Genomic DNA, 22160 nt, shown 5'->3' with positions numbered 1-22160 from the left:
AGCCCGCGCGGTTCCCGCCGTTCCTAGCCTGCCGGGCCATCGAAATGCGCGAAGATGTCGCTCACCCCGGGCGGGTGGCGTTCCTCGCGCAGCCGGTCGAGCGCGGGGGCGACCTCGAGCCGGTATTCGGCCTGCGGTCCGTCCTGCCCGACATGCACACCGCCGAGCCGCTTGATGAAGCTGCGCGCGGCGTCGTTTTCCGACAGTACATGCGCCCGCAGCGCCTCCATCCGGCCCGCCGCGGCGTCGATCAGCAGCGTCGCAGTGAGCAGCCGGCCCACGCCGAGCCCGTGGTAGGCATCGACCACCCCGACCGAGAATTCCGCCACCGCGTCGCCCGCATCGGGGCGCATCGCGTGGACCACGCCCATCGCCGGCTGCGCGGGATCGGTCAGGTCGAGCGCGCCCCAGGCGAGGTGCAGCACGCCATCGGCATCAAGCAATCGTTCGATCACCCAGTCGGGCGGGCTCGCCCCGCCGGAGAAGAACCGCAGGTAGCGCGAGCGCGGGCTCATCGCCGCAATGCCGGCGCGCAGGCGTCCCTCGTCGCCCGGGGTCACCGTGCGGATGCAGATCGCGCGCCCGTCTTCCAGCCGGGTGACGATCGACGCCTCGCCGCAATCGTCCGGCGCGCGCAGTCCCGCAGGTATGTCGCCGCTGTCGGCCATCGATCCTCTCCACGCTGTGCGGCACCCGCCGCGCGCGGCCGAGCCTAAAGCCATTCGCCGCGCCGCGCCAGCACCTGCGTCGCCCACAGATCGCTCACCCGGCCGAACCCCCGCGCAGCCACGCCAGCGCGCCCGCCGCCATGCCCTTGAACTTGGGCCAGCCGTCCGCATCGTCCGCCAGCGGCGCACAGGCGAGCGCGGCGTCGCCGGGCAATTGCCACTTGATCCGGTGATACAGCTTCGAGCGGCTCAGCGGCGAGCGGATCAGCCACAGCCCGTCGGCCAGCGGATGCCCGTCGCCATGCAGGTCGAGCGGCCCCGCGGGCGCGGCCTCGGGGTCGTGCCACACGAGGTACAGCGCCGCCGCGTCCCCGGCGGTATCGGTGGCTGCGGCGGGCGAATCGCTTGCGGTTGGCGGCATCGTCGATCTCCTTTGTAACTCAAAGGTAAAGGCCGCTTCGTGGTTCCACCTGCTTGACCGACTCGCGGTGCCATTTTACCCCGTCGGCATGACCTTGGCCTCTCCCTGTATCGGCGTTTGCCGCCTCGATCCGGCCCAGACCCATTGCACCGGCTGCGGCCGCAGCTGGGACGAGATCGGCGAATGGACCGTGGCGAGCGAGGCGCGCCAGCGCGAGATCCTCGCCGCTGCCGAGGTACGCGCCGCCGCCGCGCTGGCCGGCGATCCGCCCACGGGCGTGCTGCGGCTGGAACGCCGCGCGCCCGCGCACACCCCGCGCGACATCACGCATCTGGTCGACCCGATGACCGGCGGCCGCGCGCTGCAGCGCTGAACCGTTCCGCCATATCCCCGGCGCCTTGCGCATAGCGGTCAGAACGGCGGGTCCGCTTCCATCTCCGCCAGGATCGTCCGCGCGCGGCGCACCGCGGCATCGTCCCACGCGGGCAGCTGCGGCTTGCCATCGGCGTCCTCGGCCTCCCACGCATCGGTGATGTCGCCCGCCCTGGCGCCCGCCGCCTGCCGCTGGCGCCACAGCCGCCGCCGGCGGAAGGTCTGCAAGGCGATCGCGCGCGCGGCGACCTCGTCCTGCAAGGTTCGCTTGATCTCGGCCACTTCGGCGCGCGCCTGCGCGGCCAGCTCCTCCCACACCGGGTGGCCGGGGCCGATTTCGCGCGCCTGCGCGCCGTAGCGCGCGGGCAGGCGGTGCGCGAGGAGGAAGCGCAGCAGCGCATTGTCGGGCTTGTCCCAATGGCCGAGGATCTCGCCGCCCGAGACGATCGGCGTGCGCGTGCCCAGCATGGCGCGCTCCATCGCCATGTCCTCGAGCCGCGCCGCCCCGCGCTCGAGCGCCGCGTCCCAGGCCCCGGCGAACCCCTCCGCCCCCGGCCGCGCGCGCAGCTTGTACAGCGCCTCGAGGCTCTTCCCGATCCGCTTGGCCGCAACCTTTACGATGCCGGTCGCGGCGAGCGTGGATACGAAGCGCCGCTGGAGCTCGGGCGTGATCGAATTGCGGCGTGGGGCCGTGTGGAGGAAGGGCGCGAAGCCGAGGAGCGGATCGTCGTCCTCGGGCACGTCGCCGCAGTAAGCCACCACCGAAGTGGCTTGTCGTGCGATCTTACGGGTGGGTTCGTCCATAACCTGCCTTAACATGCAGGTTTTGGCGAAGTAGGAAAAAGCTTTCTAACTGAACAGCTGATCCAAACGCAGGGTTGAGCACGTAGATCGGCGGCCAATATTATAGCTAAGGTTTTTGAGAGAAGACGGTAAAGACGAAGCGAAGTGCGACCTAGAAGAAACAGACGCTCTCCGCCCGCCGTAGAAGAACGAAGTAATTCCGACTTGACGAATTATTTCACGTATTTCTATGCGGATCGCTTGGATTCAATTAATCCAGCGAGGTTGGGTCGGGGGAAATCTACTGGCGAAATCCAAGACGTCGCTAGCGATGCTGCTTTCGTTACCCACATCTACGGTGAAATCGAAGGGCAATTCTTTTAAATCTTCATAGGATACCTCGAAAGCATCACGATGAGATCCCTCGGCCGTTTGGGGTAGCTTCAATGGTAAAAGTAATCGACCCTCAAAGAGATTCCCTTTGTCAAGATGATAAGAAAGTCGCTTCTTCCAGTGGGCTCCATAATCGATAATATGTAGTGGGTTTTTGTGATCGAAAGCTAAAGGCTTTATGGCGGCTAGGTGCTCGTTCTTATAGCCCAGAGGAAGCTTAAGAGGTATAAGATCATCATTGATTGAGATGCCCTTAAAGTGCGTCAAGCCTCCCCGCTTCAATATCTGTCGAATATCTCGAACTAATGCGGATTCGAGTGCTTCAGGCTTTTCGAAATTTCGTTTGATAAATCTATCAAAAAGCTGATTTGTAAGTTCCGTGAGATGAAGGTCGCTCCTAATCACTCTTGGAGTAGAAAATAGGATGCTAGATTCTTTTAGATCCCAGAAGTGATCCTTTTCGCTAACTGAGTGTGAAGCGATTGCTTCCGGCAGATATTCGACAATTCTTGGAATTTCGATCCGCAAATTCTGGATAGCAAGTGAGTACGCGCCATGGGCTTTAGGGTCGAAAAAATGTCCGATTCTCGCAAAGCGCCGATTCGCCAAACGAAAATCCGCCTCATCGTTTTCAAGATCGAAAACGATCACACCAATGTTCGCAAATTCACCTGTTTCGGCATACGGGCGAAATCGCACAATAAGATACCGAAAAATGCCCACTAACCCATCTCATCCCAGAATTGATCAGAAGCTGACCTAGCTAGGGTCTTCGCAATCTGGTCTGCCAATCCATCTTCCGCATCTAGCCAGTCAGTTGGAAGATCGTCGATGAAGTGCCGCAAACCAGATGATGCTTCGTCAAATTTGCGTTCACACTCTCCTCTAAACACCAAGTTTTTGCTCTCGTCCAGCCACGCCTCGCGGCATGCATGAACCTCTAATTCTGTGGGGGAGTAGCTCTCTGAAAATGCGAGATTATGATCAAAAGCAATTAGGGAGTTCGACCCCAGCTCGATCATGAGATTTGGGTTGCCCCCATGCTCAGTCAGGCTCCGGTCGCCGTTCTTAATCCAGTGATCGAACGCATAGATGGTGGCCATGAGGCGGCTATCGAGTTCTGGGATTAGGGACCGTGGCAACGGTTGCGTCGGTTCAATCCACAACGATGCGAAACCATATCCTGCGCCTATCGAAGAATTAAACTGCGGATCACCTGCCGCTGTGATTAATACCTGATCGATGTGCGCGATCGCGAAGTCTGGAATTGGTATCCCCATTTTGCGTGCTAAGTGAGCACAAACAGTTTCGGAGATGAGCCCCTTTATGAGAGCTTGGCGGCCTTTGACTGCGTATAGGTTATCATCAGAAAGGCGGCACCGATAGGGCTCTGTCATGCCACTTGCGATTGGATCAATCACTTCAATGACTGATAGTGTCTCAATCAAATGCGGCATCCTTCGCTCGGGCTAGAGCTAAGCACATTTAGAGGGTGCGACAATAACTTCATTCTAGTTCCCCACACCCATGACCCATTGTAAGCCCCGCACGCTGCCCCCATCTTAAGGTCAGCTACCAGTCGTGATCGACGGTCCCGAGGGCCAGTTGCCTTCCCTTCTTTCCATTCCGCCTCTTAGCCCGCGCACAAGCGGTCGCTGATGAACGCCTGCGCGCAATTGAAGGAATGATCCCATGTCCCATTTTGGCAACATCAAGACCTATGACACCGGCAAGGGCAGCGGCACCATCTCGCCCGAAAAGGGCGGCGAACCGCTCGCCTTCGTCAAGGCCGATCTGCACAAGGACGCAGCCGCCCCCGAACAGGGCCAGCGCTTCGGCTACGAAACCCGCCAGGTCGACGGCAAGAAGCCCGAAGCCATGAACCTGCGCCGCGAAACGCAGGCAGTCGGCGACAAGCCCAAGCAGGCTGCTGCACAGACCAACTGATCGGGTCGGGGACCCGGGCGCATCGCAAGGTGCGCCCGGGCTTTTCCCACCGCGCCCGCCGCGCTCCGCCGACAGGGGCAATTCGCCGAAAGGGACTGTGCCATGGATCTCAACGAACTGCTCCACGCCCACCAGGTCTCGGTGATGCAAGCCAGCGCCGCCGGCGACGACCGGGGCCGCGACGACCATTTTACCAAAGTGGCGGAATATGCCGAACGGATCCGCCAGCTGCGCGCATTGCGGCAGGATCACGAGGCACCCATGCGGCTGGCCGAGCCCGACACGATCATCTACGGCACCTATGCCGGGGCGGCCGGGCAGCCGGCCGCAGCGGCGGCGGTCAATTCATGGGAAGGGGAGGGCGGTGCGCTCGACCCGCCCGAGGGGATCGCGCCCGCCGCGGTGCGGACCACGCTGCTGCGCCAGTACCATGTCGGCGCCTATGTCTATCAGGATCTCGACCTTGCGGTGGCCGAACACATGCGGCAGCTTTCGCACACGGGTGCAGCGGACGAATGCCGGACGGCTTGACCGCGCACCCCCATCCAACTATGTGCGCCCCCATCCGGTGCAGGAACCGCCTCGCGTGATTCCCTCACAGGGCAGATAGAGCTGAACATTGCCGGTCATGTCCCGGAGCCTGGTGCGTCATGCGCCCGGGCTTTTTCTATTGCAGCGATCCCCCTGGGAACGCTCGGGGCAGCCGTCAAAGTAACCCGGTGGCCATGTGGGCCGTGGGTGGAGTGATTCAGTTCAGTCGTCATTCCAGCGAACGCTGGAATCTCGTGCCGCTTGCGTCGTGCTTGCGGAAACAGACCCCAGCCTGCGCTGGGGTGACGCTGGACCAAATCACACCGCCGATAACCCGCTAGTCGTCACCTCCAACGCTTTGGCCCATCCGGGCCGGGCACACGGTGAAGAGAGAACTCATGCCGACGATCAACCAGCTGGTCCGCAAGGGCCGCGTTCCGCAGAAGGCCAAGAGCAAGGTCCCTGCGATGGAACAGAACCCGCAGAAGCGCGGTGTCTGCACCCGCGTCTATACGACGACCCCGAAGAAGCCGAACTCGGCTCTGCGTAAAGTGGCCAAGGTCCGCCTGACCAACCAGCGCGAAGTCATCTCCTACATCCCCGGCGAAGGCCACAACCTGCAGGAACACAGCGTCGTGCTGATCCGCGGCGGCCGTGTGCGCGACCTTCCCGGCGTGCGCTACCACGTGCTGCGCGGCGTGCTCGACACGCAGGGTGTCAAGGACCGCAAGCAGAGCCGTTCGAAGTACGGCGCCAAGCGTCCGAAGTAGGGTTTTTGTTTTCGGGTGCGGTCGACACATCCGTGTCGACCTCTGCGCCAGCCCGTCTCCCCCTCCCGACCACCCATGGCATTGTCCGATAGGGTGGTCGGGAGAGGGAGCCGGGCCGACACAGAGCCCGGGAATTCGTTTTCACGCGGATCCGGTTCGATCCTCCTCCCGGCTACCCCACCGAGGTAGTCTCTGGGTGGCCGGGAGGGGGAGCGGGCCGGAGCCGCAAGGCGAAACGGAGGTTTCGCCGCACTCCGAAGGAGTTTGAAAAAATGTCACGTCGTCGTCGTCCCGAGAAGCGGGAAATCCTGCCCGATCCCAAGTTTGGTGATCAGGTGCTGTCGAAGTTCATGAACAACCTGATGTATGACGGCCGCAAGGCGGTTGCCGAAGGCATCGTCTACACCGCGCTCGACGTGGTCGAGGCCAAGGCCAAGGCGAACCCGGTGGAAATGTTCCACACCGCGCTGGAAAACATCAAGCCGCAGGTCGAAGTGCGCAGCCGCCGCGTCGGCGGTGCGACCTACCAGGTCCCCGTCGAAGTGCGTCCCGAACGCGCCCAGGCGCTGGCCATCCGCTGGCTGATCTCGGCGGCACGCAGCCGTCCGGAAACCACCATGTCGGCACGCCTCTCGGGCGAGCTCATGGATGCCGCCAACAACCGCGGCAATGCGGTCAAGAAGCGCGAAGACACGCACCGCATGGCGGACGCCAACCGCGCCTTCTCGCATTATCGCTGGTAGGGCGCCCTGCTTGTAAGGCCGGGGGAGGGGGTTTCCTTCCCCGCGGTCTTCAAGCGGTCATACTGATACCCATATGGGGCGTGCAGCTGCGCTAACCCCGAAATCGAGGAAATCCACATGGCTCGCGAATATCCGCTGGAGCGGTACCGCAACATCGGCATCATGGCCCACATCGATGCCGGCAAGACCACCACGACCGAGCGTATCCTCTACTACACCGGCAAGTCCTACAAGATCGGCGAAGTCCATGACGGCGCCGCGACGATGGACTGGATGGAGCAGGAGCAGGAACGCGGCATCACCATCACCTCGGCCGCGACGACCACGTTCTGGCAGAACGAGGACGGCAAGGGCGAGAAGCACCGCATCAACATCATCGACACTCCCGGGCACGTCGACTTCACCATCGAAGTCGAACGCAGCCTGCGCGTGCTCGACGGTGCGGTTGCCGTGTTCGACGGCGTGGCCGGGGTCGAACCCCAGTCCGAAACCGTCTGGCGTCAGGCCGACAAGTACGGCGTCCCGCGCATGTGCTTCATCAACAAACTCGACCGCACCGGCGCCGATTTTTACTATTGCGTGCAGTCGATCATCGACCGTCTCGGCGCCACCCCGCTGGTGCTCTACCTCCCGATCGGCGCGGAAAGCGATCTGTCGGGCGTGGTCGACCTCGTGAATAACCGCGGTATCGTCTGGGAAAACGACGGGCTTGGCGCTGACTTCAAGTATGTCGACATCCCCGCCGACCTCGCTGACAAGGCCGCCGAATATCGCGAAAAGCTGATCGAGACCGCCGTCGAACAGGACGACGATGTCATGGAAGCCTATCTCGAAGGCGAAGAGCCCGACGCAGCGACGCTCAAGAAGCTGATCCGCAAGGGCACCATGGCGCGCGACTTCGTGCCCGTGATCTGCGGCTCGGCGTTCAAGAACAAGGGCGTCCAGCCCCTGCTCGACGCGGTGGTCGACTACATGCCGAGCCCGCTCGACGTGCCGGCCATCAAGGGCGTGCTGCCCGACAGCGACGAAGAGCAGACGCGCCCGTCTTCGGACGAAGCGCCGTTCTCGGCCCTGGCCTTCAAGATCATGAACGACCCGTTCGTCGGCTCGCTCACCTTCACCCGTGTCTATTCGGGTCACCTGACCAAGGGTTCGGTCCTGAACTCGGTCAAGGAGAAGAAGGAAAAGATCGGCCGCATGTTGCTGATGCACTCGAACAATCGCGAAGACATCGATGAGGCCTTCGCGGGCGACATCGTGGCGATTGCCGGCCTGAAGGAAACCACCACCGGCGACACGCTGTGCGATCCGGCCAACCCGATCATTCTCGAACGGATGGAGTTCCCCGAACCGGTCATCGAACTGTCGGTCGAACCCAAGACCAAGGCCGACCAGGAAAAGATGGGCGTCGCGCTCAACCGCCTGGCTGCCGAGGATCCCAGCTTCCGCGTGTCGACCGACCACGAAAGCGGTCAGACGATCATCAAGGGCATGGGCGAGCTTCACCTCGACATCCTCGTCGATCGCATGAAGCGCGAGTTCAAGGTCGAGGCCAATGTCGGTGCGCCGCAGGTGGCTTACCGCGAATATCTCGGCAAGCCGGTCGACGTCGACTACACCCACAAGAAACAGTCGGGTGGCTCGGGCCAGTTCGGCCGCGTCAAGGTCAAGGTCACCCCGGGTGAGCGCGGCCAGGGCTTCGTCTTCGAAGACGAGATCAAGGGCGGTAACATTCCGAAGGAATACATTCCCGCGATCGAGAAGGGCTTCCGCGAGCAGGCCGAAAGCGGCCATCTTGTCGGCTTCCCGATCATCGACTTCAGCGTCACGCTGTACGACGGTGCGTATCACGATGTCGACTCGTCGGCGATCGCGTTCGAAATCGCCGGTCGCGGTGCGATGCGCGAAGTGGCCGAGCGTGCCGGTATCAAGCTGCTCGAGCCGGTGATGAAGGTCGAAGTCGTGACTCCCGAGGACTACCTCGGGGACGTCATCGGCGATATCAACTCGCGTCGTGGCCAGATCCAGGGCACCGACAGCCGCGGCAATGCCCAGGCGGTCGATGCTTTCGTCCCGCTGGCCAACATGTTCGGCTACGTGAACGAGCTGCGTTCGTTCACTCAGGGCCGTGCGCAGTACTCGATGCAGTTCAGCCACTACGACGAAGTGCCGGCGAGTGTCGCGCAGGAAGTCAAGGAGAAGCTTGCGTAAGCGAGCTTTGAGGTCTAGGGGCGGCGCCTGATTCAGCGGGCGCCGTTTCCTCCCCGCAGAAATCCCAAATTTTAAGACAGAGGTTATTGGAAAATGGCGAAGGAAAAGTTCGAGCGTAACAAGCCGCACGTCAACGTGGGCACCATCGGTCACGTTGACCATGGCAAGACCACGCTGACCGCGGCGATCACGAAGGTGATGGCCGAAACCTATGGTGGTGCGGCTGTTGATTTCGCAAACATCGACAAGGCGCCCGAAGAGCGCGAGCGTGGTATCACCATCTCGACCGCGCACGTCGAATACGAAACGGACGGACGTCACTACGCGCACGTCGACTGCCCGGGTCACGCCGACTACGTGAAGAACATGATCACCGGTGCCGCCCAGATGGACGGCGCGATCCTGGTCGTGAACGCAGCCGACGGCCCCATGCCCCAGACCCGCGAGCACATCCTGCTTTCGCGTCAGGTCGGCGTTCCTGCGCTGGTCGTTTACCTCAACAAGGTCGACCAGGTCGACGACGAGGAAATCCTCGAGCTCGTCGAACTCGAAGTTCGCGAACTGCTCACCGCTTACGATTTCGATGGTGACAACATTCCGATCATCAAGGGCTCGGCTCTGGCCGCTCTTGAAGGCCGTGACGACAACATCGGCAAGGAATCGATCATCGAGCTGATGAAGGCCGTCGACGAGCACATCCCGCAGCCGGAACGTCCGGTCGACCAGGCATTCCTGATGCCGATCGAAGACGTGTTCTCGATCTCGGGTCGTGGTACGGTTGTCACCGGCCGTGTCGAAACCGGCGTTGTGAACGTCGGCGACGAATGTGAAATCGTCGGCATCAAGGACACCACCAAGACGACCGTCACCGGCGTTGAAATGTTCCGCAAGCTGCTCGATCGCGGCGAAGCCGGCGACAACATCGGTGCGCTCATCCGCGGTGTTGCACGTGACGACGTCGAGCGTGGCCAGGTTCTGGCCAAGCCCGGTTCGGTTACGCCGCACACCGAGTTCAGCGCAGAAGTCTACGTCCTGTCGAAGGACGAAGGCGGCCGTCACACGCCGTTCTTTGCGAACTACCGTCCGCAGTTCTACTTCCGCACCACCGACGTCACCGGCGAAGTGATCCTTCCCGAAGGCACCGAAATGGTGATGCCGGGCGACAACGTGACGATCAACGTCAAGCTGATCGCGCCGATCGCCATGGACGAAGGCCTGCGCTTCGCAATCCGCGAAGGCGGTCGTACCGTCGGCTCGGGCGTCGTGGCCAACATCACGAAGTAAGCTTCGTCGATCACAGTCAAATCGCGGGCCCGCTCCTCGTCACGAGGGGCGGGCCTTCGTTTTATGAGGGCGTGCTAACCGTTCTTCGGGCACGGGTCGCCGTGTCATATTCCGTCATCTTCAGATCGGCGGGATTGAGGGGTTGCCAGACCGGTGACTCACCCGTATAGGCGCGCTCACAGGATGAGGAATCACCGCCATTGGCGGCCTCGACAACGAATTCATGAAAGGTCGCCCGTTCCGGGAAACCGGGCGCTGACAGGGTGGGCCTTTCTTTTTTGTGGACCTTTGTTGGTCCATTGGCTCTTTCGCATCGGTGTAGGTAATGGAAGCTCAGAATATCCGCATTCGCCTCAAGGCGTTCGACCATCGCGTTCTCGACCAGGCAACTGGCGAAATTGCAGACACCGCGCGTCGTACAGGTGCACTTATTCGCGGCCCCATTCCCATGCCGACGCGCATCGAGAAGTTCACCGTGAACCGCGGCCCGCACATCGACAAGAAGTCGCGCGAGCAGTTCGAGGTGCGTACCTACAAGCGGCTGCTCGACATCGTGCAGCCGAACGCCCAGACGGTCGACGCGCTGATGAAGCTCGACCTTGCTGCGGGCGTGAACGTCGAAATCAAGCTCGCTTAAGAGTTTGCCGCAAGTCCCGCATGGCGGGATTTGCCGTCGAGCTGGCCAGACGCTAACTGGCCGCAAAGTTTCGGGGCACTCGATAGCCCCGCTGGACCGCGAGGTTCGGCAAGACATCGGGATACCGCCGGATTGATCCGGGTCTGCGTCCCCCGTCTCGCTGCCAAGGCAATTTGCCGAGGTGGCACTCAGCCCGGACGGGGCGACGCATCTTAAAACGGGCTGGCAAGCACCTCGGATGGGCCGGGGTGCCTCTGTGTTAGGAGTTTTACGATGCGCACAGGCGTTATCGCAAAGAAAGTCGGGATGACCCGCCTCTTCCAGGAGGACGGCCGGCACGTGCCGGTTACCGTTCTCGCTCTGGAAAATTGCCAGGTTACTGCTCACCGCACCGAAGATCGCGATGGTTATTTCGCGGTTCAGGTCGGCTCGGGCGAAGCCAAGCAGAAGAACGTCAACAAGCCGCAGCGCGAAGCTTTCGCCAAGGCTGAAGTTCCGCTCAAGATGAAGGTCGCCGAATTCCGCGTCGACACCGAAGAAGCCCTGCTTCCGGTCGGTGCCCGCATTTCGGCCGAACACTTCATCGCCGGCCAGAAGGTCGACATCACCGGTCACACCCAGGGTAAGGGTTTCGCCGGCGCGATGAAGCGCTGGGGCTTCGGTGGTCTGCGTGCAACGCACGGCGTTTCGCTCTCGCACCGTTCGCACGGTTCGACGGGTAACCGTCAGGATCCGGGTCGCGTGTTCAAGGGCAAGAAGATGGCCGGCCACATGGGCGACCGTCAGCGCACCCAGCAGAACCTCGAGATCGTTCGCACCGACGCCGATCGCGGCCTGCTCTTCGTCAAGGGTTCGGTCCCGGGTGCGAAGAACGGTTGGCTGCTGGTCAAGGATGCGGTCAAGATCGCGCACGGCGAACTCCCGTTCCCCGGCGTGATGTATCGCAACCGCGACGAGTTCGAGCATCAGGAAGCTGATGCCGGCCTGGTCGAGAGCGCTGCCGAGCACGAGCCCGGTACGGAAGTTTCCCCCGAGCAGCAGGAAGCGCTGCTGAAGGAACAGGAAGCTGGTGCCGAAACCGAAAACACCACCGATACGCCCGCAGCCGACACCGGCTCGGACGAAAACAAGGAGGGCTGATCCGTGAAGGTGAAGGTCCAGAAAATCGACGGCAAGGCGTCGGGCGACATCGAACTGAACGATGACGTCTTCGGTGTCGAGCCGCGTGCCGATATCCTGCATCGCGTTGTCACCTGGCAGCTCGAAAACCGCCGCGGCACCGCCCGTCCGACGCGTGAGCGTTCGGATGTCGCGCGTACCGGCAAGAAGTTCGGCCCGCAGAAGGGTTCGGGCGGCGCTCGTCACGGCGACCGCGGCGCTCCGATCTTCATTGGCGGCGGTAAGGCTCATGGCGCGCGCAAGCGTGACTTCGAGCAGTCGCTGAACAAGAAGGTCCGCGCACTCGGCCTCAAGATGGCTCTGTCGAGCAAGGCGAAGGACGGCCTCGTCGTCGTCGACAGCCTCGAGCTCAAGGACGCCAAGACCAAGGCGCTCAAGGGCCTGTTCGGCAAGGCTGGCTGGAACGGCAAGGTTCTGGTCATCGACGGCGCAAGCGTCGACGATGGCTTCAGCAAGGCGGCCCGCAACCTGCCCGGCGTCAACGTACTGCCGGCCATGGGCGCGAACGTCTACGACATCCTGAAGCACGACACGCTGGTCCTCACCAAGGACGCGGTCGAAAAGCTGGAGGCCCGGTTCAATGGCTAAGAAGCAGGAAGTGGAAGCGCGTCACTACGACGTCGTGCTCGCACCGCACATCACCGAGAAGGCCACGCTGGCGTCGGAAAACAACGCCGTCGTCTTCAAGGTCGCCAATGATGCGAGCAAGCCGCAGATCAAGGAAGCGATCGAGGCTATCTTCGACGTCAAGGTCATGGGCGTGAACACCATCGTGACGAAGGGCAAGACCAAGCGCTGGAAGGGCAAGCCCTACAAGCGCACGGACATGAAGAAAGCCATCGTCACTCTGAAAGACGGCGATTCCATCGACGTCACCAGCGGTATCTGAGGGGCTAGAGAGAAATGGCACTCAAGAACTACAAACCAACGAGCCCGGGCCGTCGCGGCCTGATCCTCGTCGACAAGTCGGGCCTCTACAAGGGCAAGCCGGTCAAGTCGCTCGTCGAAGGCAAGCGCAAGACCGGTGGCCGCAACAACAAGGGTCACGTCACTTCGCGCGGCATGGCCGGCGGCCACAAGCAGAAGTACCGCTACGTCGACTTCAAGCGTCGCAAGTGGGACGTCGAAGGCACCGTCGAACGGCTTGAATACGATCCCAACCGGACCGCGTTCATCGCCCTGGTCAAGTACACCGATGGCGAACTGGCCTACATCCTCGCTCCGCAGCGTCTCGCTGTCGGCGACAAGGTCATCGCTGCCGAGAAGGCCGACACTAAGCCCGGCAACGCCATGCTGCTCGGCCAGATGCCGGTCGGTACGATCTGCCACAACGTGGAAATGAAGCCGGGCAAGGGCGGCCAGATCGCCCGCGCAGCCGGTTCCTACGTCCAGCTGGTCGGTCGTGACCGCGGCATGGTCATCGTGCGTCTCAACAGCGGCGAGCAGCGTTACCTGCGCGCCGACTGCATGGGAACGGTCGGTGCCGTGTCGAACCCGGACAACCAGAACCAGAACCTGGGCAAGGCCGGTCGTCGTCGCTGGATGGGCGTCAAGCCGCTGACCCGCGGTGTCGCCAAGAACCCGGTCGACCACCCGCACGGCGGCGGTGAAGGCCGCACCAGCGGTGGCCGTCATCCGGTCACTCCGTGGGGCAAGCCGACCAAGGGCGCCCGTACCCGCAAGAACAAGCAGACGGACAAGATGATCATCCGTTCGCGCCACGCGAAGAAAAAGAGGTAATCCGACATGGCTCGTTCCGTCTGGAAAGGTCCGTTCGTCGAGCTCAGCCTTCTGAAGAAGGCAGAGACCGCCCAGGACGCCGGTGGCTCCAAGCCGATCAAGACTTGGTCGCGCCGTTCCACCATCCTGCCGCAGTTCGTTGGTCTGACGTTCAACGTCTACAACGGACACAAGTTCATCCCGGTCTCCGTCTCGGAAGAGATGGTCGGCCACAAGCTCGGCGAGTTCGCGCCCACGCGCACCTTCCCGGGTCATGCTGCCGACAAGAAGGGTAAGCGCTGATGAGCAAGCAGAAAGCACCCCGCCGCGTTGCGGATAACGAGGCTCTGGCCGTTGGTACCACGATCCGTGGTTCGGCGCAGAAGCTCAATCTCGTTGCCGGTCTGATCCGCGGCAAGAAGGCCGAAGAGGCGCTCAATATCCTCGCTTTCTCGAAGAAGGCGATGGCTAGGGACGCCACCAAGGTCCTCGCATCGGCGATCGCCAATGCGGAAAACAACCACAACCTCGATGTTGACGCGCTGGTCGTTGCCGAGGCTTCCGTGGGCAAGTCGATCACCATGAAGCGGTTCCACACGCGTGGCCGCGGCAAGTCGACGCGCATCCTGAAGCCGTTCAGCCGCCTGCGCATCGTCGTCCGCGAGCAGGAAGAGGCGTAAGATGGGTCAGAAGAGCAATCCGATCGGTCTGCGTCTGCAGATCAACCGCACCTGGGACAGCCGCTGGTACGCCGAAGGGCGCGACTATGCCAAGCTGCTCAGCGAAGACATCGAAATCCGCAAGCACATCGTGAACAGCCTGCCGCAGGCGGCGATCTCGAAGGTCGTGATCGAACGTCCGGCCAAGCTGTGCCGCATCTCGATCTATGCTGCCCGTCCCGGTGTCATCATCGGCAAGAAGGGCGCAGACATCGAAAAGCTGCGCACCAAGCTGGCCAAGATGACCGCAAGCGAAGTGAAGCTGAACATCGTTGAAATCCGCAAGCCGGAAATCGATGCCAAGCTCGTCGCCCAGGGCATTGCCGATCAGCTGATCCGCCGTGTCGCCTTCCGCCGCGCCATGAAGCGTGCGGTGCAGTCGGCCCTGCGGCTTGGCGCCGAAGGCATCAAGATCGTTTGCGGTGGCCGTCTGGGCGGTGCCGAAATCGCCCGCGTGGAATGGTATCGCGAAGGCCGCGTTCCGCTTCACACGCTGCGTGCAAACGTCGACTATGCGGAAGCCGAAGCGCTGACCGCCTACGGGATCATCGGCATCAAGTGCTGGATCTTCAAGGGCGAAATCCTGGCGCATGACCCGACTGCCCATGACCGCCTGATGATGGAAGCCCAGACCTCGGGCGTCCGTCCGGCGCGCTGATTGCAGGATTAGGAAAGAACCATGCTGCAACCGAAGAAAACCAAGTACCGCAAGGCGTTCAAGGGTAAGATCCATGGCCAGGCCAAGGGTGGCACCACGCTGAACTTCGGGTCCTACGGCCTGAAGGCGCTCGAGCCCGAGCGGATCACTGCACGCCAGATCGAAGCGGCTCGCCGCGCGATCACGCGCCACATCAAGCGTCAGGGCCGTCTCTGGATCCGCGTCTTCCCCGATGTGCCCGTGTCGAAGAAGCCTGCCGAAGTCCGTCAGGGTAAGGGCAAGGGTTCGGTCGAATACTGGGCTGCTCGCGTCAAGCCGGGCCGCATCCTGTTCGAACTCGATGGCGTTGCCGGCCCGCTGGCCGCCGAAGCATTCGAACGTGCAGCAATGAAGCTGCCGATCAAGACCAAGGTCGTTGCCCGTCTGGGCGACACCGCCCACCTGGGAGGCGAATGATGGCCAAGACCGAAGACCTGCGCCAGAAGTCGGACGACCAGCTGTCCGAAGAGCTGACGGCGCTCAAGCGCGAGCAGTTCAACCTCCGCTTCCAGGCGGCGACGAACCAGCTCGAAGCTCCGGCCCGCATCCGCGAAGTTCGCCGGACGATCGCCAAGATCAAGACGCTGCAGAGCGAGCGTTCGCGCTCGGCTGAAGCGAAGGCTTAAGGAGTAGACCATGCCCAAGCGTATCCTGATCGGGACCGTCACCTCCGACAAGACCGACAAGACCGTTACCGTGCTCGTCGAGCGCAAGGTGAAGCATCCCCTCTACGGGAAGATCATCCGCCGCTCGAAGAAGTACCATGCCCATGACGAGAAGAACGAGTTCACGCTCGGCGACGTCGTGCGCATCGAAGAAACCAAGCCGATCTCCAAGACCAAGACCTGGCAGGTGATCGACCGCGTTACCGCAGGTGGCACGCAGGCTGTCGAGGCTGACCTCGCTGTCGAAGCCGCCGGTAACTGAGCTTTATTGACGTAGGAACTGCCGGGCAATCGTCCCGGCAAGCCATTGAGAAGGAAACGGATCGATGATCCAGATGCAATCCAATCTCGACGTCGCGGACAACAGCGGCGCAAAGCGCGTCCAGTGCATCAAGGTGCTGGGCGGCTCGAAGCGCCGGACTGCTTCCGTAGGCGACGTGATCGTGGTTTCCGTCAAGGAAGCCCAGCCGCGCACGAAGGTGAAGAAGGGCGATGTCCATCGCGCCGTCATCGTGCGCACGAGGAAGGACGTACGCCGCCCCGATGGCAGCGTGATCCGCTTCGACAGCAATGCCGCGGTGCTCGTGAACAAGAGCGAAGAGCCGATCGGTACCCGTATCTTCGGCCCGGTGGTCCGCGAACTGCGCGGCCGCGGCTTCATGAAGATCATCTCGCTTGCTCCGGAGGTGCTGTAATGGCTGCCGCAAAGATCAAGAAGGGTGACAGCGTCGTCGTCCTGTCCGGCAAGGACAAGGGCAAGACCGGCACCGTCGCGAAGGTCATGCCGAAGGATGGCAAGATCGTCGTCGAAGGCGTCAACATCGCCGCGCGTCACCGCAAGCCGACCCAGCAGAACCCGCAGGGTGGCATCGACCGCTTCGAAGCGCCGATGCACCTGAGCAAGGTTGCGCTGGCAGACCCTAAGGATGGCAAGCCCACTCGCGTCCGTTTCGAAGAAAAGGACGGCAAGAAGGTTCGTGTCGCCGTAAAGTCCGGGGAGACTATCGATGGCTGATTATACGCCCCGCATGAAGCAGCGCTATGACGACCAGGTCGTCAAGGCGATGACCGAGAAGTTCGGCTACAAGAACGCTCTCGAAGTCCCCAGGCTGGAAAAGATCACGCTCAACATGGGCGTCGGCGAAGCCAGCCAGGACAAGAAGAAGGTCCAGACTGCGGCCGAGGAAATGGCCCTGATCGCCGGTCAGAAGCCGGTTATCACCAAGGCCAAGAAGTCGATCGCGCAGTTCAAGCTGCGTGAAGGCATGCCGATCGGTTGCAAGGTCACCCTGCGCCGCGAACGCATGTACGAGTTTCTCGATCGTCTGGTGACCGTGGCCATGCCGCGCATCCGTGACTTTCGCGGGCTCAACCCGAAGTCGTTCGACGGCCACGGCAACTATGCCATGGGCCTGAAGGAACAGATCATCTTTCCCGAGATCAGCTACGACCAGATCGACAAGGTCCGGGGGATGGACATCATCGTAACCACGACGGCGAAGACCGACGACGAGGCGCGCGAACTGCTCCGCCTGTTCGGTTTCCCGTTCCCGGCTGAAGAGTCGGCAGAGAAGGAGGCGGCGTGAGCCGCTAATAGAGGAACTTAAGTCCAATGGCGAAACTGAGTTCGATCAACAAGAACGAGCGTCGTAAGAAGCTCGTCAAGCAGTATGCGGAAAAGTTCGCGAAGCTTAAGGCTATCGCTGACGATGAATCGCTCGACGAGACCGAACGCCTGATGGCGCGTCTCAAGATGGCGGAACTGCCGCGCAATGCGAACCCGACCCGGGTGCGCAACCGCTGCTCCACCACCGGCCGCCCGCGCGGCTACTACCGCAAGTTCGGGCTCAACCGCATCGAACTGCGCGACCTCGGCAACAAGGGCCTGATTCCGGGCCTGACCAAGTCGAGCTGGTGAGGTAAAGACAAATGGCTATGACCGATCCCCTGGGTGATATGCTCACCCGTATCCGCAACGGCCAGCGCGCGAAGAAGGACAGTGTCCTCTCGCCCGCCAGCAAGCTGCGTGCGAACGTCCTCGAAGTGCTCCAGCGCGAAGGCTACATCCGTGGCTACAGCGATGACGCTTCGGCCAAGCATGCACAGCTGCGGATCGAACTGAAATATTTCGAGGGCGAACCTGCTATCAAGCACGTTGCCCGCGTCTCCAAGCCGGGCCGCCGCGTCTATTCGGGTTCGAAGGAACTTCCGATCGTGCGCAATGGCCTTGGCATCACCATCGTCTCGACGCCCAAGGGTGTGCTTTCGGACGCCGAAGCGCGCACCGAAAACGTCGGCGGCGAAGTGCTGGCGGAGGTGTTCTGATGAGCCGCATCGGCAAACGTTCGGTGGCGATCCCCAGCGGGGTCACTGCCAACATCAATGGCAACACGCTCAGCGTGAAGGGTCCCAAGGGCTCGCTCGAAATGGGTCTTTCCGACCTGATCGAATACAAGCTGGAAGACGGCGAGATCTCGGTCAAGCCGGCTAACGACACCCGTCAGGCGCGCAACCACTGGGGCATGCAGCGCACGATGGTTTCGAACCTGGTCGAAGGCGTGACCGAAGGCTTCACCAAGGTCCTCGAGATCAACGGTGTCGGTTACCGTGCGCAGGCGCAGGGCAAGAAGCTCAAGCTTCAGCTCGGCTATTCGCACGACGTCGATCTCGACGTGCCCGAGGGCATCGAGGTCAAGACGCCCGACCAGACTACCGTCGAAATCAGCGGTATCGACAAGCAGGCCGTGGGCCAGTTTGCGGCGAACGTCCGCAAGTGGCGCAAGCCCGAGCCCTACAAGGGCAAGGGTATCAAGTACCGCGGCGAGTATATCTTCCGCAAGGAAGGGAAGAAGAAGTAAGATGGCAAAGCTCTCTCTCTTTGAACGTCGCCGTCGCCGCGTCCGCACCGCGCTCCGCAACGTGTCGGGTGGCAGGCCCCGCCTGTCGGTGCACCGCACCGGCCAGCATATCTATGCGCAGATCATCGACGATTCGGCCGGCAAGACGCTCGCCGCAGCATCGACGCTTGGCGCGGACGGTACGGGTGCCAATATCGAAGCCGCCAAGAAGGTTGGCAGCGATATCGCCGCTGCTGCCCAGAAAGCCGGCGTAACCTCCGTCGTGTTCGATCGCGGTGGTTTCCTGTTCCATGGCCGCGTCAAGGCGCTGGCCGACGCCGCTCGTGAAGGCGGGCTGGAGTTCTGATGATGGCTGACGAAAACAAAACCGAAAACACCGAAGCCGAAACCAAGGTCGAAACGACTGAGGCCAAGGCCGAGACCACGCCTGCGGTCACGAAGGAAGAGCCGGCTGTCGCCGACACGCCTTCGGAAGCTGCAGCGAACCAGAGCCCTGCACAGGGTGCCGAAGGGCAGCCGCAGCAGCGCGAAGGTCGTGGCCGTGGCGGTCGTGACAACCGTGGCGGCGGTGGCCGTGGCCGCGGTGGCCGCGACAACAACCGTCGTGGCGGACGCCGCGAGGAAGAAGACGACGGCATCATCGAGAAGCTCGTCCACATCAACCGCGTCAGCAAGACGGTGAAGGGCGGTAAGCGCTTCGGGTTTGCTGCGCTGGTCGTGGTGGGTGACGGCCAGGGCCGCGTCGGGTTCGGCAAGGGCAAGGCCCGCGAAGTCCCCGAGGCGATCAGCAAGGCGACTGCCGCTGCACGCAAGATGATGGTCCGCGTCCCGCTGAAGGAGGGTCGTACCCTCCATCACGACGGCAAGGGTCGTTTCGGCGCGGGCAAGGTTACCGTTCGTACCGCGCCTCCGGGTACTGGCATCATCGCCGGCGGTCCGATGCGTGCCGTGTTCGAAAGCCTCGGCGTTGCCGACGTGGTGACCAAGTCGGTCGGTACGTCGAACCCCTACAACATGATCCGCGCCACGTTCGACGCGCTGACCAACCAGACTTCGCCGAAGTCGGTGGCCCAGCGTCGCGGCAAGAAGGTCGCTGACCTGCTTGGCCGTGGTGGCGCTTCGGTAGCAGAGGCTGAAGCCGACGCCGCCGCTATTGCGGAGTAAGATCGATGGCCAAAGCGAAAACCGTCAAGATCAAGCAGATCGGTTCGCCGATCCGGCGCCCGGAAAGCCAGAAGAAAATTCTGATCGGCCTGGGCCTCAACAAGATGCACAAGATCGTCGAGCGCCAGGACACCCCCGAGGTGCGCGGCGCAATCGCCAAGATCCCGCATCTGGTGACCGTGGTCGACTGATCAGGCAGCCTGTCTGCCGAACAAAAGGGCCGGGCCGCGTTCGATCGCTGCCCGGCCTTTTCGTTTGGACGACAATTTCGTTTACCGCGTGCGCGCCGTCCAATTGAGAGTCGACATGATCGGCCAAACAGACTATCGGCGCGCACTTCCCAACAGCGCGAACCCCGTCACGGGGCGTTAGAAAGCGAAAGCGAGTGCACTATGAAACTGAATGATATCCGCGACAATCCCGGCGCACGCAAGACCCGCATCCGTATCGGACGCGGCATCGGCTCGGGCAAGGGCAAGACCGGTGGCCGCGGCCAGAAGGGCCAGAAGAGCCGTTCGGGCGTCGCCATCAAGGGCTTCGAAGGCGGCCAGATGCCGCTGCACATGCGCCTGCCGAAACGCGGCTTCAACAATCCGTTCGGCAAGGACTTCGCCGAAGTGAACATCGGCATGGTCCAGAAGTTCATCGATGCCGAAAAGCTCGACGGTTCGAAGGTCCTCGACCATGAAACGCTGCGGGCCGCCGGCCTCGCGCGCGGTGGCAAGGACGGTGTCCGTCTGCTGGGCAAGGGCGAGCTCAAGGCCAAGGTCACCTTCAAGGTCGCCGGTGCCTCGAAGGGCGCCATCGAAGCGGTCGAAAAGGCTGGCGGCAAGGTCGAAGTGATCGCCGCCGACAAGCCCGAGCACGAGAAAAAGGCTGCTCGCGCCGAAGCCAACAAGGCTAAGAAGGCGAAGTAAGCGGGATAATTCGGGGGGACGGGTTCGACAATCCGTCCCCCTGTCCCTATCTAGCCTTCCTGTGCCGGGAGGGGCCGGCGCCAATTCAGGATTGAACAGATTCCCATGGCATCACGCGCCGACAATATCGCGAGCAATATGAGCCTCGCAAACTTCACCAAGGCCACCGAGCTGAAGAACCGTATCTGGTTCACCATCGGGGCCCTGATCGTCTTCCGTTTCCTCAGCTTCGTTCCGCTTCCGGGTGTGAACCCGCTGATCTTGAGCGATCTCTACGATCAGACGCGGGGCGGGATCCTCGACCTTTTCAATACCTTTTCGGGCGGCAGCCTTGAGCGGATGAGCCTCATCGCGCTCGGCGTCATGCCCTACATCACTGCCTCGATCGTCGTGCAGCTGGCAGCCGCGCTGCATCCCAGCCTCGCCGCGCTCAAGAAGGAAGGCACGGTCGGGCGGCAGAAGCTTAACCAGTACACCCGGTACGGCACCGTGTTTCTGTGCGCGATCCAGGGCTGGTTCCTCGCCTCGGGTCTCGAAAGCTTCGGCGCGCAGAGCGGGCTGCAGGCGGTGGTCGACCCGGGCATCATGTTCCGTGTCGGCGCTGTCATCAGCCTGGTGGGCGGGACCATGTTCCTGCTGTGGCTGGGCGAGCAGATCACCAGTCGCGGCATCGGCAACGGCGTGTCGCTGATCATCATGGCAGGCATCGTCGCCCAGTTCCCGACCTTCGTCTCGAATCTTGGGCAGGGGTATTCGGAAGGCTCGATCCCGACCGGCATCATCGTCGGCCTGATCGCCATGGTCGTCGTGCTGATCCTGGTCATTTGCTTCATGGAGCGCGCCCAGCGCCGCCTGCTGATCCAGTACCCCAAGCGTGCGACGCAGCGCGGCGTGATGCAGGCCGATCGTTCGCACCTGCCGCTCAAGCTCAACACTGCAGGCGTGATCCCGCCGATCTTTGCCAGTTCGCTGCTGCTGCTTCCGCTGACAATCACCCAGTTCGCGGGCAATTCGGTCGATACCGACAGCGCCGCGGGCGGGGTGCTCCAGTCGACGCTGCAATATCTGCAGCACGGTCAGCCGCTCTACATGACGCTCTATGGCCTCGGCATCATCTTCTTCTGCTTCTTCTACACCGCGATCGTCTTCAATCCCGAGGAAACCGCGGACAATCTGAAGAAGAACGGCGGGTTCATTCCGGGCATCCGACCGGGCAAGCGGACCGAGGAATATCTCGATTACGTGCTGACGCGCATTACCGTGATCGGCGCAATCTACCTGACGCTGGTCTGCGTGCTGCCGGAATACATGATCGCCCAGACCGGCGTGCCTCTGTTCCTCGGCGGCACCAGCCTGCTCATCGTGGTCAATGTCACGGTCGACACGATCAGCCAGATCCAGTCGCACCTGCTGGCGCACCAATATGGTGACCTCATCAAAAAAGCGAAGTTGAAGGGACGCCTGCGTTAAGGCACAGCACGG

The 22160-nt window shown here is 62.1% G+C and carries 34 protein-coding genes; 29 read left to right on the top strand and 5 right to left on the bottom strand.

Annotated elements, in window-relative coordinates:
• Positions 1-23 precede the first annotated feature (23 nt).
• Positions 24-668 carry a GNAT family N-acetyltransferase gene (locus WKH79_RS05770; RefSeq protein WP_228135176.1) on the bottom strand — a complete coding sequence of 215 codons (645 nt, stop codon included), beginning with the start codon at positions 666-668 and terminating at the stop codon, positions 24-26.
• 94 nt (positions 669-762) lie between these two features.
• The gene (locus WKH79_RS05765) at positions 763-1089 is read right to left on the bottom strand and encodes a hypothetical protein (RefSeq protein ID WP_341859878.1); all 327 of its coding nucleotides are present in this window, start codon (positions 1087-1089) and stop codon (positions 763-765) included.
• Between the two features lie 88 nt (positions 1090-1177).
• Here WKH79_RS05765 and WKH79_RS05760 point away from each other — a divergent pair, with 88 nt between their 5' ends.
• On the top strand, positions 1178-1462 hold the full coding sequence (locus WKH79_RS05760) for a DUF1289 domain-containing protein (protein WP_341859877.1): 285 nt from the start codon (positions 1178-1180) through the stop codon (positions 1460-1462).
• 38 nt (positions 1463-1500) lie between these two features.
• Here WKH79_RS05760 and WKH79_RS05755 read toward each other — a convergent pair whose 3' ends face one another.
• The 3 genes from WKH79_RS05755 to WKH79_RS05745 all read right to left on the bottom strand — a co-directional run bounded on the left by WKH79_RS05755 (position 1501) and on the right by WKH79_RS05745 (position 4085).
• Positions 1501-2265, bottom strand: a complete 765-nt coding sequence (locus WKH79_RS05755) for a hypothetical protein (protein ID WP_341859876.1) — start codon at positions 2263-2265, stop codon at positions 1501-1503.
• A 246-nt stretch (positions 2266-2511) separates the two neighbouring features.
• Entirely contained in the window at positions 2512-3360 is an 849-nt protein-coding gene (locus WKH79_RS05750; RefSeq protein ID WP_341859875.1) for a DUF3037 domain-containing protein, read from the bottom strand.
• Positions 3360-4085 (bottom strand): HipA family kinase, encoded by a 726-nt coding sequence (locus WKH79_RS05745; RefSeq protein WP_341859874.1) that lies wholly within the window; start codon positions 4083-4085, stop codon positions 3360-3362. The genes WKH79_RS05750 and WKH79_RS05745 overlap by 1 nt, the downstream gene beginning before the upstream one ends.
• A 244-nt stretch (positions 4086-4329) precedes the next feature.
• Here WKH79_RS05745 and WKH79_RS05740 point away from each other — a divergent pair, with 244 nt between their 5' ends.
• From WKH79_RS05740 to secY, 28 genes are all read left to right on the top strand, one after another.
• On the top strand, positions 4330-4584 hold the full coding sequence (locus WKH79_RS05740) for a cold-shock protein (protein WP_230833688.1): 255 nt from the start codon (positions 4330-4332) through the stop codon (positions 4582-4584).
• Positions 4585-4686: 102 nt separating this feature from the next.
• Positions 4687-5115, top strand: coding sequence for a hypothetical protein (locus WKH79_RS05735; protein ID WP_341859873.1), 429 nt, complete (start codon positions 4687-4689; stop codon positions 5113-5115).
• Between the two features lie 398 nt (positions 5116-5513).
• A complete protein-coding gene (rpsL, locus tag WKH79_RS05730; protein WP_006831873.1) occupies positions 5514-5885 on the top strand; it encodes a 30S ribosomal protein S12 in 372 nt (123 codons plus the stop codon).
• Between the two features lie 272 nt (positions 5886-6157).
• On the top strand, positions 6158-6628 hold the full coding sequence (rpsG, locus tag WKH79_RS05725; protein WP_050599060.1) for a 30S ribosomal protein S7: 471 nt from the start codon (positions 6158-6160) through the stop codon (positions 6626-6628).
• Positions 6629-6745: 117 nt separating this feature from the next.
• Entirely contained in the window at positions 6746-8839 is a 2094-nt protein-coding gene (gene fusA / locus WKH79_RS05720) for an elongation factor G (protein WP_050599059.1), read from the top strand.
• 93 nt (positions 8840-8932) lie between these two features.
• On the top strand, positions 8933-10123 hold the full coding sequence (gene tuf, locus WKH79_RS05715; RefSeq protein ID WP_050599058.1) for an elongation factor Tu: 1191 nt from the start codon (positions 8933-8935) through the stop codon (positions 10121-10123).
• Between the two features lie 325 nt (positions 10124-10448).
• On the top strand, positions 10449-10760 hold the full coding sequence (rpsJ, locus tag WKH79_RS05710) for a 30S ribosomal protein S10 (protein ID WP_006831877.1): 312 nt from the start codon (positions 10449-10451) through the stop codon (positions 10758-10760).
• A gap of 273 nt (positions 10761-11033) precedes the next feature.
• Complete coding sequence (gene rplC / locus WKH79_RS05705) at positions 11034-11900, top strand: 50S ribosomal protein L3 (RefSeq protein ID WP_050599057.1); 867 nt, start codon at positions 11034-11036, stop codon at positions 11898-11900.
• Between the two features lie 3 nt (positions 11901-11903).
• Entirely contained in the window at positions 11904-12527 is a 624-nt protein-coding gene (rplD, locus tag WKH79_RS05700; protein ID WP_341859872.1) for a 50S ribosomal protein L4, read from the top strand.
• Entirely contained in the window at positions 12520-12828 is a 309-nt protein-coding gene (locus WKH79_RS05695) for a 50S ribosomal protein L23 (RefSeq protein WP_050599055.1), read from the top strand. Before rplD ends, WKH79_RS05695 begins: the two co-directional genes overlap by 8 nt.
• A 14-nt stretch (positions 12829-12842) precedes the next feature.
• Complete coding sequence (gene rplB, locus WKH79_RS05690; RefSeq protein WP_341859871.1) at positions 12843-13679, top strand: 50S ribosomal protein L2; 837 nt, start codon at positions 12843-12845, stop codon at positions 13677-13679.
• A gap of 6 nt (positions 13680-13685) precedes the next feature.
• A complete protein-coding gene (gene rpsS / locus WKH79_RS05685; RefSeq protein WP_050599053.1) occupies positions 13686-13961 on the top strand; it encodes a 30S ribosomal protein S19 in 276 nt (91 codons plus the stop codon).
• The gene (gene rplV, locus WKH79_RS05680) at positions 13961-14338 is read left to right on the top strand and encodes a 50S ribosomal protein L22 (RefSeq protein ID WP_050599052.1); all 378 of its coding nucleotides are present in this window, start codon (positions 13961-13963) and stop codon (positions 14336-14338) included. The genes rpsS and rplV overlap by 1 nt, the downstream gene beginning before the upstream one ends.
• Position 14339: 1 nt before the next feature.
• Complete coding sequence (rpsC, locus tag WKH79_RS05675; protein WP_050599051.1) at positions 14340-15035, top strand: 30S ribosomal protein S3; 696 nt, start codon at positions 14340-14342, stop codon at positions 15033-15035.
• A 21-nt stretch (positions 15036-15056) separates the two neighbouring features.
• Entirely contained in the window at positions 15057-15491 is a 435-nt protein-coding gene (gene rplP, locus WKH79_RS05670) for a 50S ribosomal protein L16 (protein ID WP_050599050.1), read from the top strand.
• Positions 15491-15700, top strand: coding sequence for a 50S ribosomal protein L29 (gene rpmC / locus WKH79_RS05665; RefSeq protein WP_063505569.1), 210 nt, complete (start codon positions 15491-15493; stop codon positions 15698-15700). Before rplP ends, rpmC begins: the two co-directional genes overlap by 1 nt.
• Positions 15701-15710: 10 nt before the next feature.
• Positions 15711-16001, top strand: coding sequence for a 30S ribosomal protein S17 (gene rpsQ / locus WKH79_RS05660; protein ID WP_050599049.1), 291 nt, complete (start codon positions 15711-15713; stop codon positions 15999-16001).
• Between the two features lie 64 nt (positions 16002-16065).
• Positions 16066-16434 carry a 50S ribosomal protein L14 gene (gene rplN / locus WKH79_RS05655; protein ID WP_050599048.1) on the top strand — a complete coding sequence of 123 codons (369 nt, stop codon included), beginning with the start codon at positions 16066-16068 and terminating at the stop codon, positions 16432-16434.
• The gene (rplX, locus tag WKH79_RS05650) at positions 16434-16754 is read left to right on the top strand and encodes a 50S ribosomal protein L24 (RefSeq protein WP_050599047.1); all 321 of its coding nucleotides are present in this window, start codon (positions 16434-16436) and stop codon (positions 16752-16754) included. The genes rplN and rplX overlap by 1 nt, the downstream gene beginning before the upstream one ends.
• Complete coding sequence (rplE, locus tag WKH79_RS05645; RefSeq protein ID WP_050599046.1) at positions 16747-17325, top strand: 50S ribosomal protein L5; 579 nt, start codon at positions 16747-16749, stop codon at positions 17323-17325. Before rplX ends, rplE begins: the two co-directional genes overlap by 8 nt.
• 26 nt (positions 17326-17351) lie before the next feature.
• Positions 17352-17657, top strand: coding sequence for a 30S ribosomal protein S14 (rpsN, locus tag WKH79_RS05640; protein ID WP_050599045.1), 306 nt, complete (start codon positions 17352-17354; stop codon positions 17655-17657).
• Between the two features lie 11 nt (positions 17658-17668).
• Positions 17669-18064 carry a 30S ribosomal protein S8 gene (gene rpsH / locus WKH79_RS05635; RefSeq protein WP_050599044.1) on the top strand — a complete coding sequence of 132 codons (396 nt, stop codon included), beginning with the start codon at positions 17669-17671 and terminating at the stop codon, positions 18062-18064.
• Complete coding sequence (gene rplF, locus WKH79_RS05630) at positions 18064-18597, top strand: 50S ribosomal protein L6 (protein WP_063512193.1); 534 nt, start codon at positions 18064-18066, stop codon at positions 18595-18597. The genes rpsH and rplF overlap by 1 nt, the downstream gene beginning before the upstream one ends.
• Position 18598: 1 nt before the next feature.
• A complete protein-coding gene (rplR, locus tag WKH79_RS05625) occupies positions 18599-18943 on the top strand; it encodes a 50S ribosomal protein L18 (protein WP_050599042.1) in 345 nt (114 codons plus the stop codon).
• The gene (rpsE, locus tag WKH79_RS05620; protein WP_063505561.1) at positions 18943-19761 is read left to right on the top strand and encodes a 30S ribosomal protein S5; all 819 of its coding nucleotides are present in this window, start codon (positions 18943-18945) and stop codon (positions 19759-19761) included. Before rplR ends, rpsE begins: the two co-directional genes overlap by 1 nt.
• A gap of 5 nt (positions 19762-19766) precedes the next feature.
• Positions 19767-19952, top strand: coding sequence for a 50S ribosomal protein L30 (gene rpmD, locus WKH79_RS05615; RefSeq protein ID WP_050599040.1), 186 nt, complete (start codon positions 19767-19769; stop codon positions 19950-19952).
• Between the two features lie 201 nt (positions 19953-20153).
• The gene (rplO, locus tag WKH79_RS05610; RefSeq protein ID WP_050599039.1) at positions 20154-20678 is read left to right on the top strand and encodes a 50S ribosomal protein L15; all 525 of its coding nucleotides are present in this window, start codon (positions 20154-20156) and stop codon (positions 20676-20678) included.
• Between the two features lie 105 nt (positions 20679-20783).
• The gene (secY, locus tag WKH79_RS05605) at positions 20784-22148 is read left to right on the top strand and encodes a preprotein translocase subunit SecY (protein WP_050599038.1); all 1365 of its coding nucleotides are present in this window, start codon (positions 20784-20786) and stop codon (positions 22146-22148) included.
• The last annotated feature ends 12 nt before the right edge of the window (positions 22149-22160 follow it).

This window comes from Qipengyuania sp. GPGPB31 (assembly GCF_038396345.1).
Taxonomy (GTDB): domain Bacteria; phylum Pseudomonadota; class Alphaproteobacteria; order Sphingomonadales; family Sphingomonadaceae; genus Qipengyuania; species Qipengyuania citrea.
This window is presented reverse-complemented; position numbering and strand designations above follow the sequence as displayed.

Excerpts from the sequence above, each read along its gene's own strand:
- WKH79_RS05770 (WP_228135176.1), bottom strand. The coding sequence starts at position 668 with ATGGCCGACAGCGGCGACATACCTGCGGGACTGCGCGCGCCGGACGAT.
- WKH79_RS05765 (WP_341859878.1), bottom strand. The coding sequence starts at position 1,089 with ATGCCGCCAACCGCAAGCGATTCGCCCGCCGCAGCCACCGATACCGCC.
- WKH79_RS05760 (WP_341859877.1), top strand. The coding sequence starts at position 1,178 with ATGACCTTGGCCTCTCCCTGTATCGGCGTTTGCCGCCTCGATCCGGCC.
- WKH79_RS05755 (WP_341859876.1), bottom strand. The coding sequence starts at position 2,265 with ATGGACGAACCCACCCGTAAGATCGCACGACAAGCCACTTCGGTGGTG.
- WKH79_RS05740 (WP_230833688.1), top strand. The coding sequence starts at position 4,330 with ATGTCCCATTTTGGCAACATCAAGACCTATGACACCGGCAAGGGCAGC.
- WKH79_RS05735 (WP_341859873.1), top strand. The coding sequence starts at position 4,687 with ATGGATCTCAACGAACTGCTCCACGCCCACCAGGTCTCGGTGATGCAA.
- rpsL (WP_006831873.1), top strand. The coding sequence starts at position 5,514 with ATGCCGACGATCAACCAGCTGGTCCGCAAGGGCCGCGTTCCGCAGAAG.
- rpsG (WP_050599060.1), top strand. The coding sequence starts at position 6,158 with ATGTCACGTCGTCGTCGTCCCGAGAAGCGGGAAATCCTGCCCGATCCC.
- fusA (WP_050599059.1), top strand. The coding sequence starts at position 6,746 with ATGGCTCGCGAATATCCGCTGGAGCGGTACCGCAACATCGGCATCATG.
- tuf (WP_050599058.1), top strand. The coding sequence starts at position 8,933 with ATGGCGAAGGAAAAGTTCGAGCGTAACAAGCCGCACGTCAACGTGGGC.
- rpsJ (WP_006831877.1), top strand. The coding sequence starts at position 10,449 with ATGGAAGCTCAGAATATCCGCATTCGCCTCAAGGCGTTCGACCATCGC.
- rplC (WP_050599057.1), top strand. The coding sequence starts at position 11,034 with ATGCGCACAGGCGTTATCGCAAAGAAAGTCGGGATGACCCGCCTCTTC.
- WKH79_RS05695 (WP_050599055.1), top strand. The coding sequence starts at position 12,520 with ATGGCTAAGAAGCAGGAAGTGGAAGCGCGTCACTACGACGTCGTGCTC.
- rplB (WP_341859871.1), top strand. The coding sequence starts at position 12,843 with ATGGCACTCAAGAACTACAAACCAACGAGCCCGGGCCGTCGCGGCCTG.
- rpsS (WP_050599053.1), top strand. The coding sequence starts at position 13,686 with ATGGCTCGTTCCGTCTGGAAAGGTCCGTTCGTCGAGCTCAGCCTTCTG.
- rplV (WP_050599052.1), top strand. The coding sequence starts at position 13,961 with ATGAGCAAGCAGAAAGCACCCCGCCGCGTTGCGGATAACGAGGCTCTG.
- rpsC (WP_050599051.1), top strand. The coding sequence starts at position 14,340 with ATGGGTCAGAAGAGCAATCCGATCGGTCTGCGTCTGCAGATCAACCGC.
- rplP (WP_050599050.1), top strand. The coding sequence starts at position 15,057 with ATGCTGCAACCGAAGAAAACCAAGTACCGCAAGGCGTTCAAGGGTAAG.
- rpmC (WP_063505569.1), top strand. The coding sequence starts at position 15,491 with ATGGCCAAGACCGAAGACCTGCGCCAGAAGTCGGACGACCAGCTGTCC.
- rpsQ (WP_050599049.1), top strand. The coding sequence starts at position 15,711 with ATGCCCAAGCGTATCCTGATCGGGACCGTCACCTCCGACAAGACCGAC.
- rplN (WP_050599048.1), top strand. The coding sequence starts at position 16,066 with ATGATCCAGATGCAATCCAATCTCGACGTCGCGGACAACAGCGGCGCA.
- rplX (WP_050599047.1), top strand. The coding sequence starts at position 16,434 with ATGGCTGCCGCAAAGATCAAGAAGGGTGACAGCGTCGTCGTCCTGTCC.
- rplE (WP_050599046.1), top strand. The coding sequence starts at position 16,747 with ATGGCTGATTATACGCCCCGCATGAAGCAGCGCTATGACGACCAGGTC.
- rpsN (WP_050599045.1), top strand. The coding sequence starts at position 17,352 with ATGGCGAAACTGAGTTCGATCAACAAGAACGAGCGTCGTAAGAAGCTC.
- rpsH (WP_050599044.1), top strand. The coding sequence starts at position 17,669 with ATGGCTATGACCGATCCCCTGGGTGATATGCTCACCCGTATCCGCAAC.
- rplF (WP_063512193.1), top strand. The coding sequence starts at position 18,064 with ATGAGCCGCATCGGCAAACGTTCGGTGGCGATCCCCAGCGGGGTCACT.
- rplR (WP_050599042.1), top strand. The coding sequence starts at position 18,599 with ATGGCAAAGCTCTCTCTCTTTGAACGTCGCCGTCGCCGCGTCCGCACC.
- rpsE (WP_063505561.1), top strand. The coding sequence starts at position 18,943 with ATGATGGCTGACGAAAACAAAACCGAAAACACCGAAGCCGAAACCAAG.
- rpmD (WP_050599040.1), top strand. The coding sequence starts at position 19,767 with ATGGCCAAAGCGAAAACCGTCAAGATCAAGCAGATCGGTTCGCCGATC.
- rplO (WP_050599039.1), top strand. The coding sequence starts at position 20,154 with ATGAAACTGAATGATATCCGCGACAATCCCGGCGCACGCAAGACCCGC.
- secY (WP_050599038.1), top strand. The coding sequence starts at position 20,784 with ATGGCATCACGCGCCGACAATATCGCGAGCAATATGAGCCTCGCAAAC.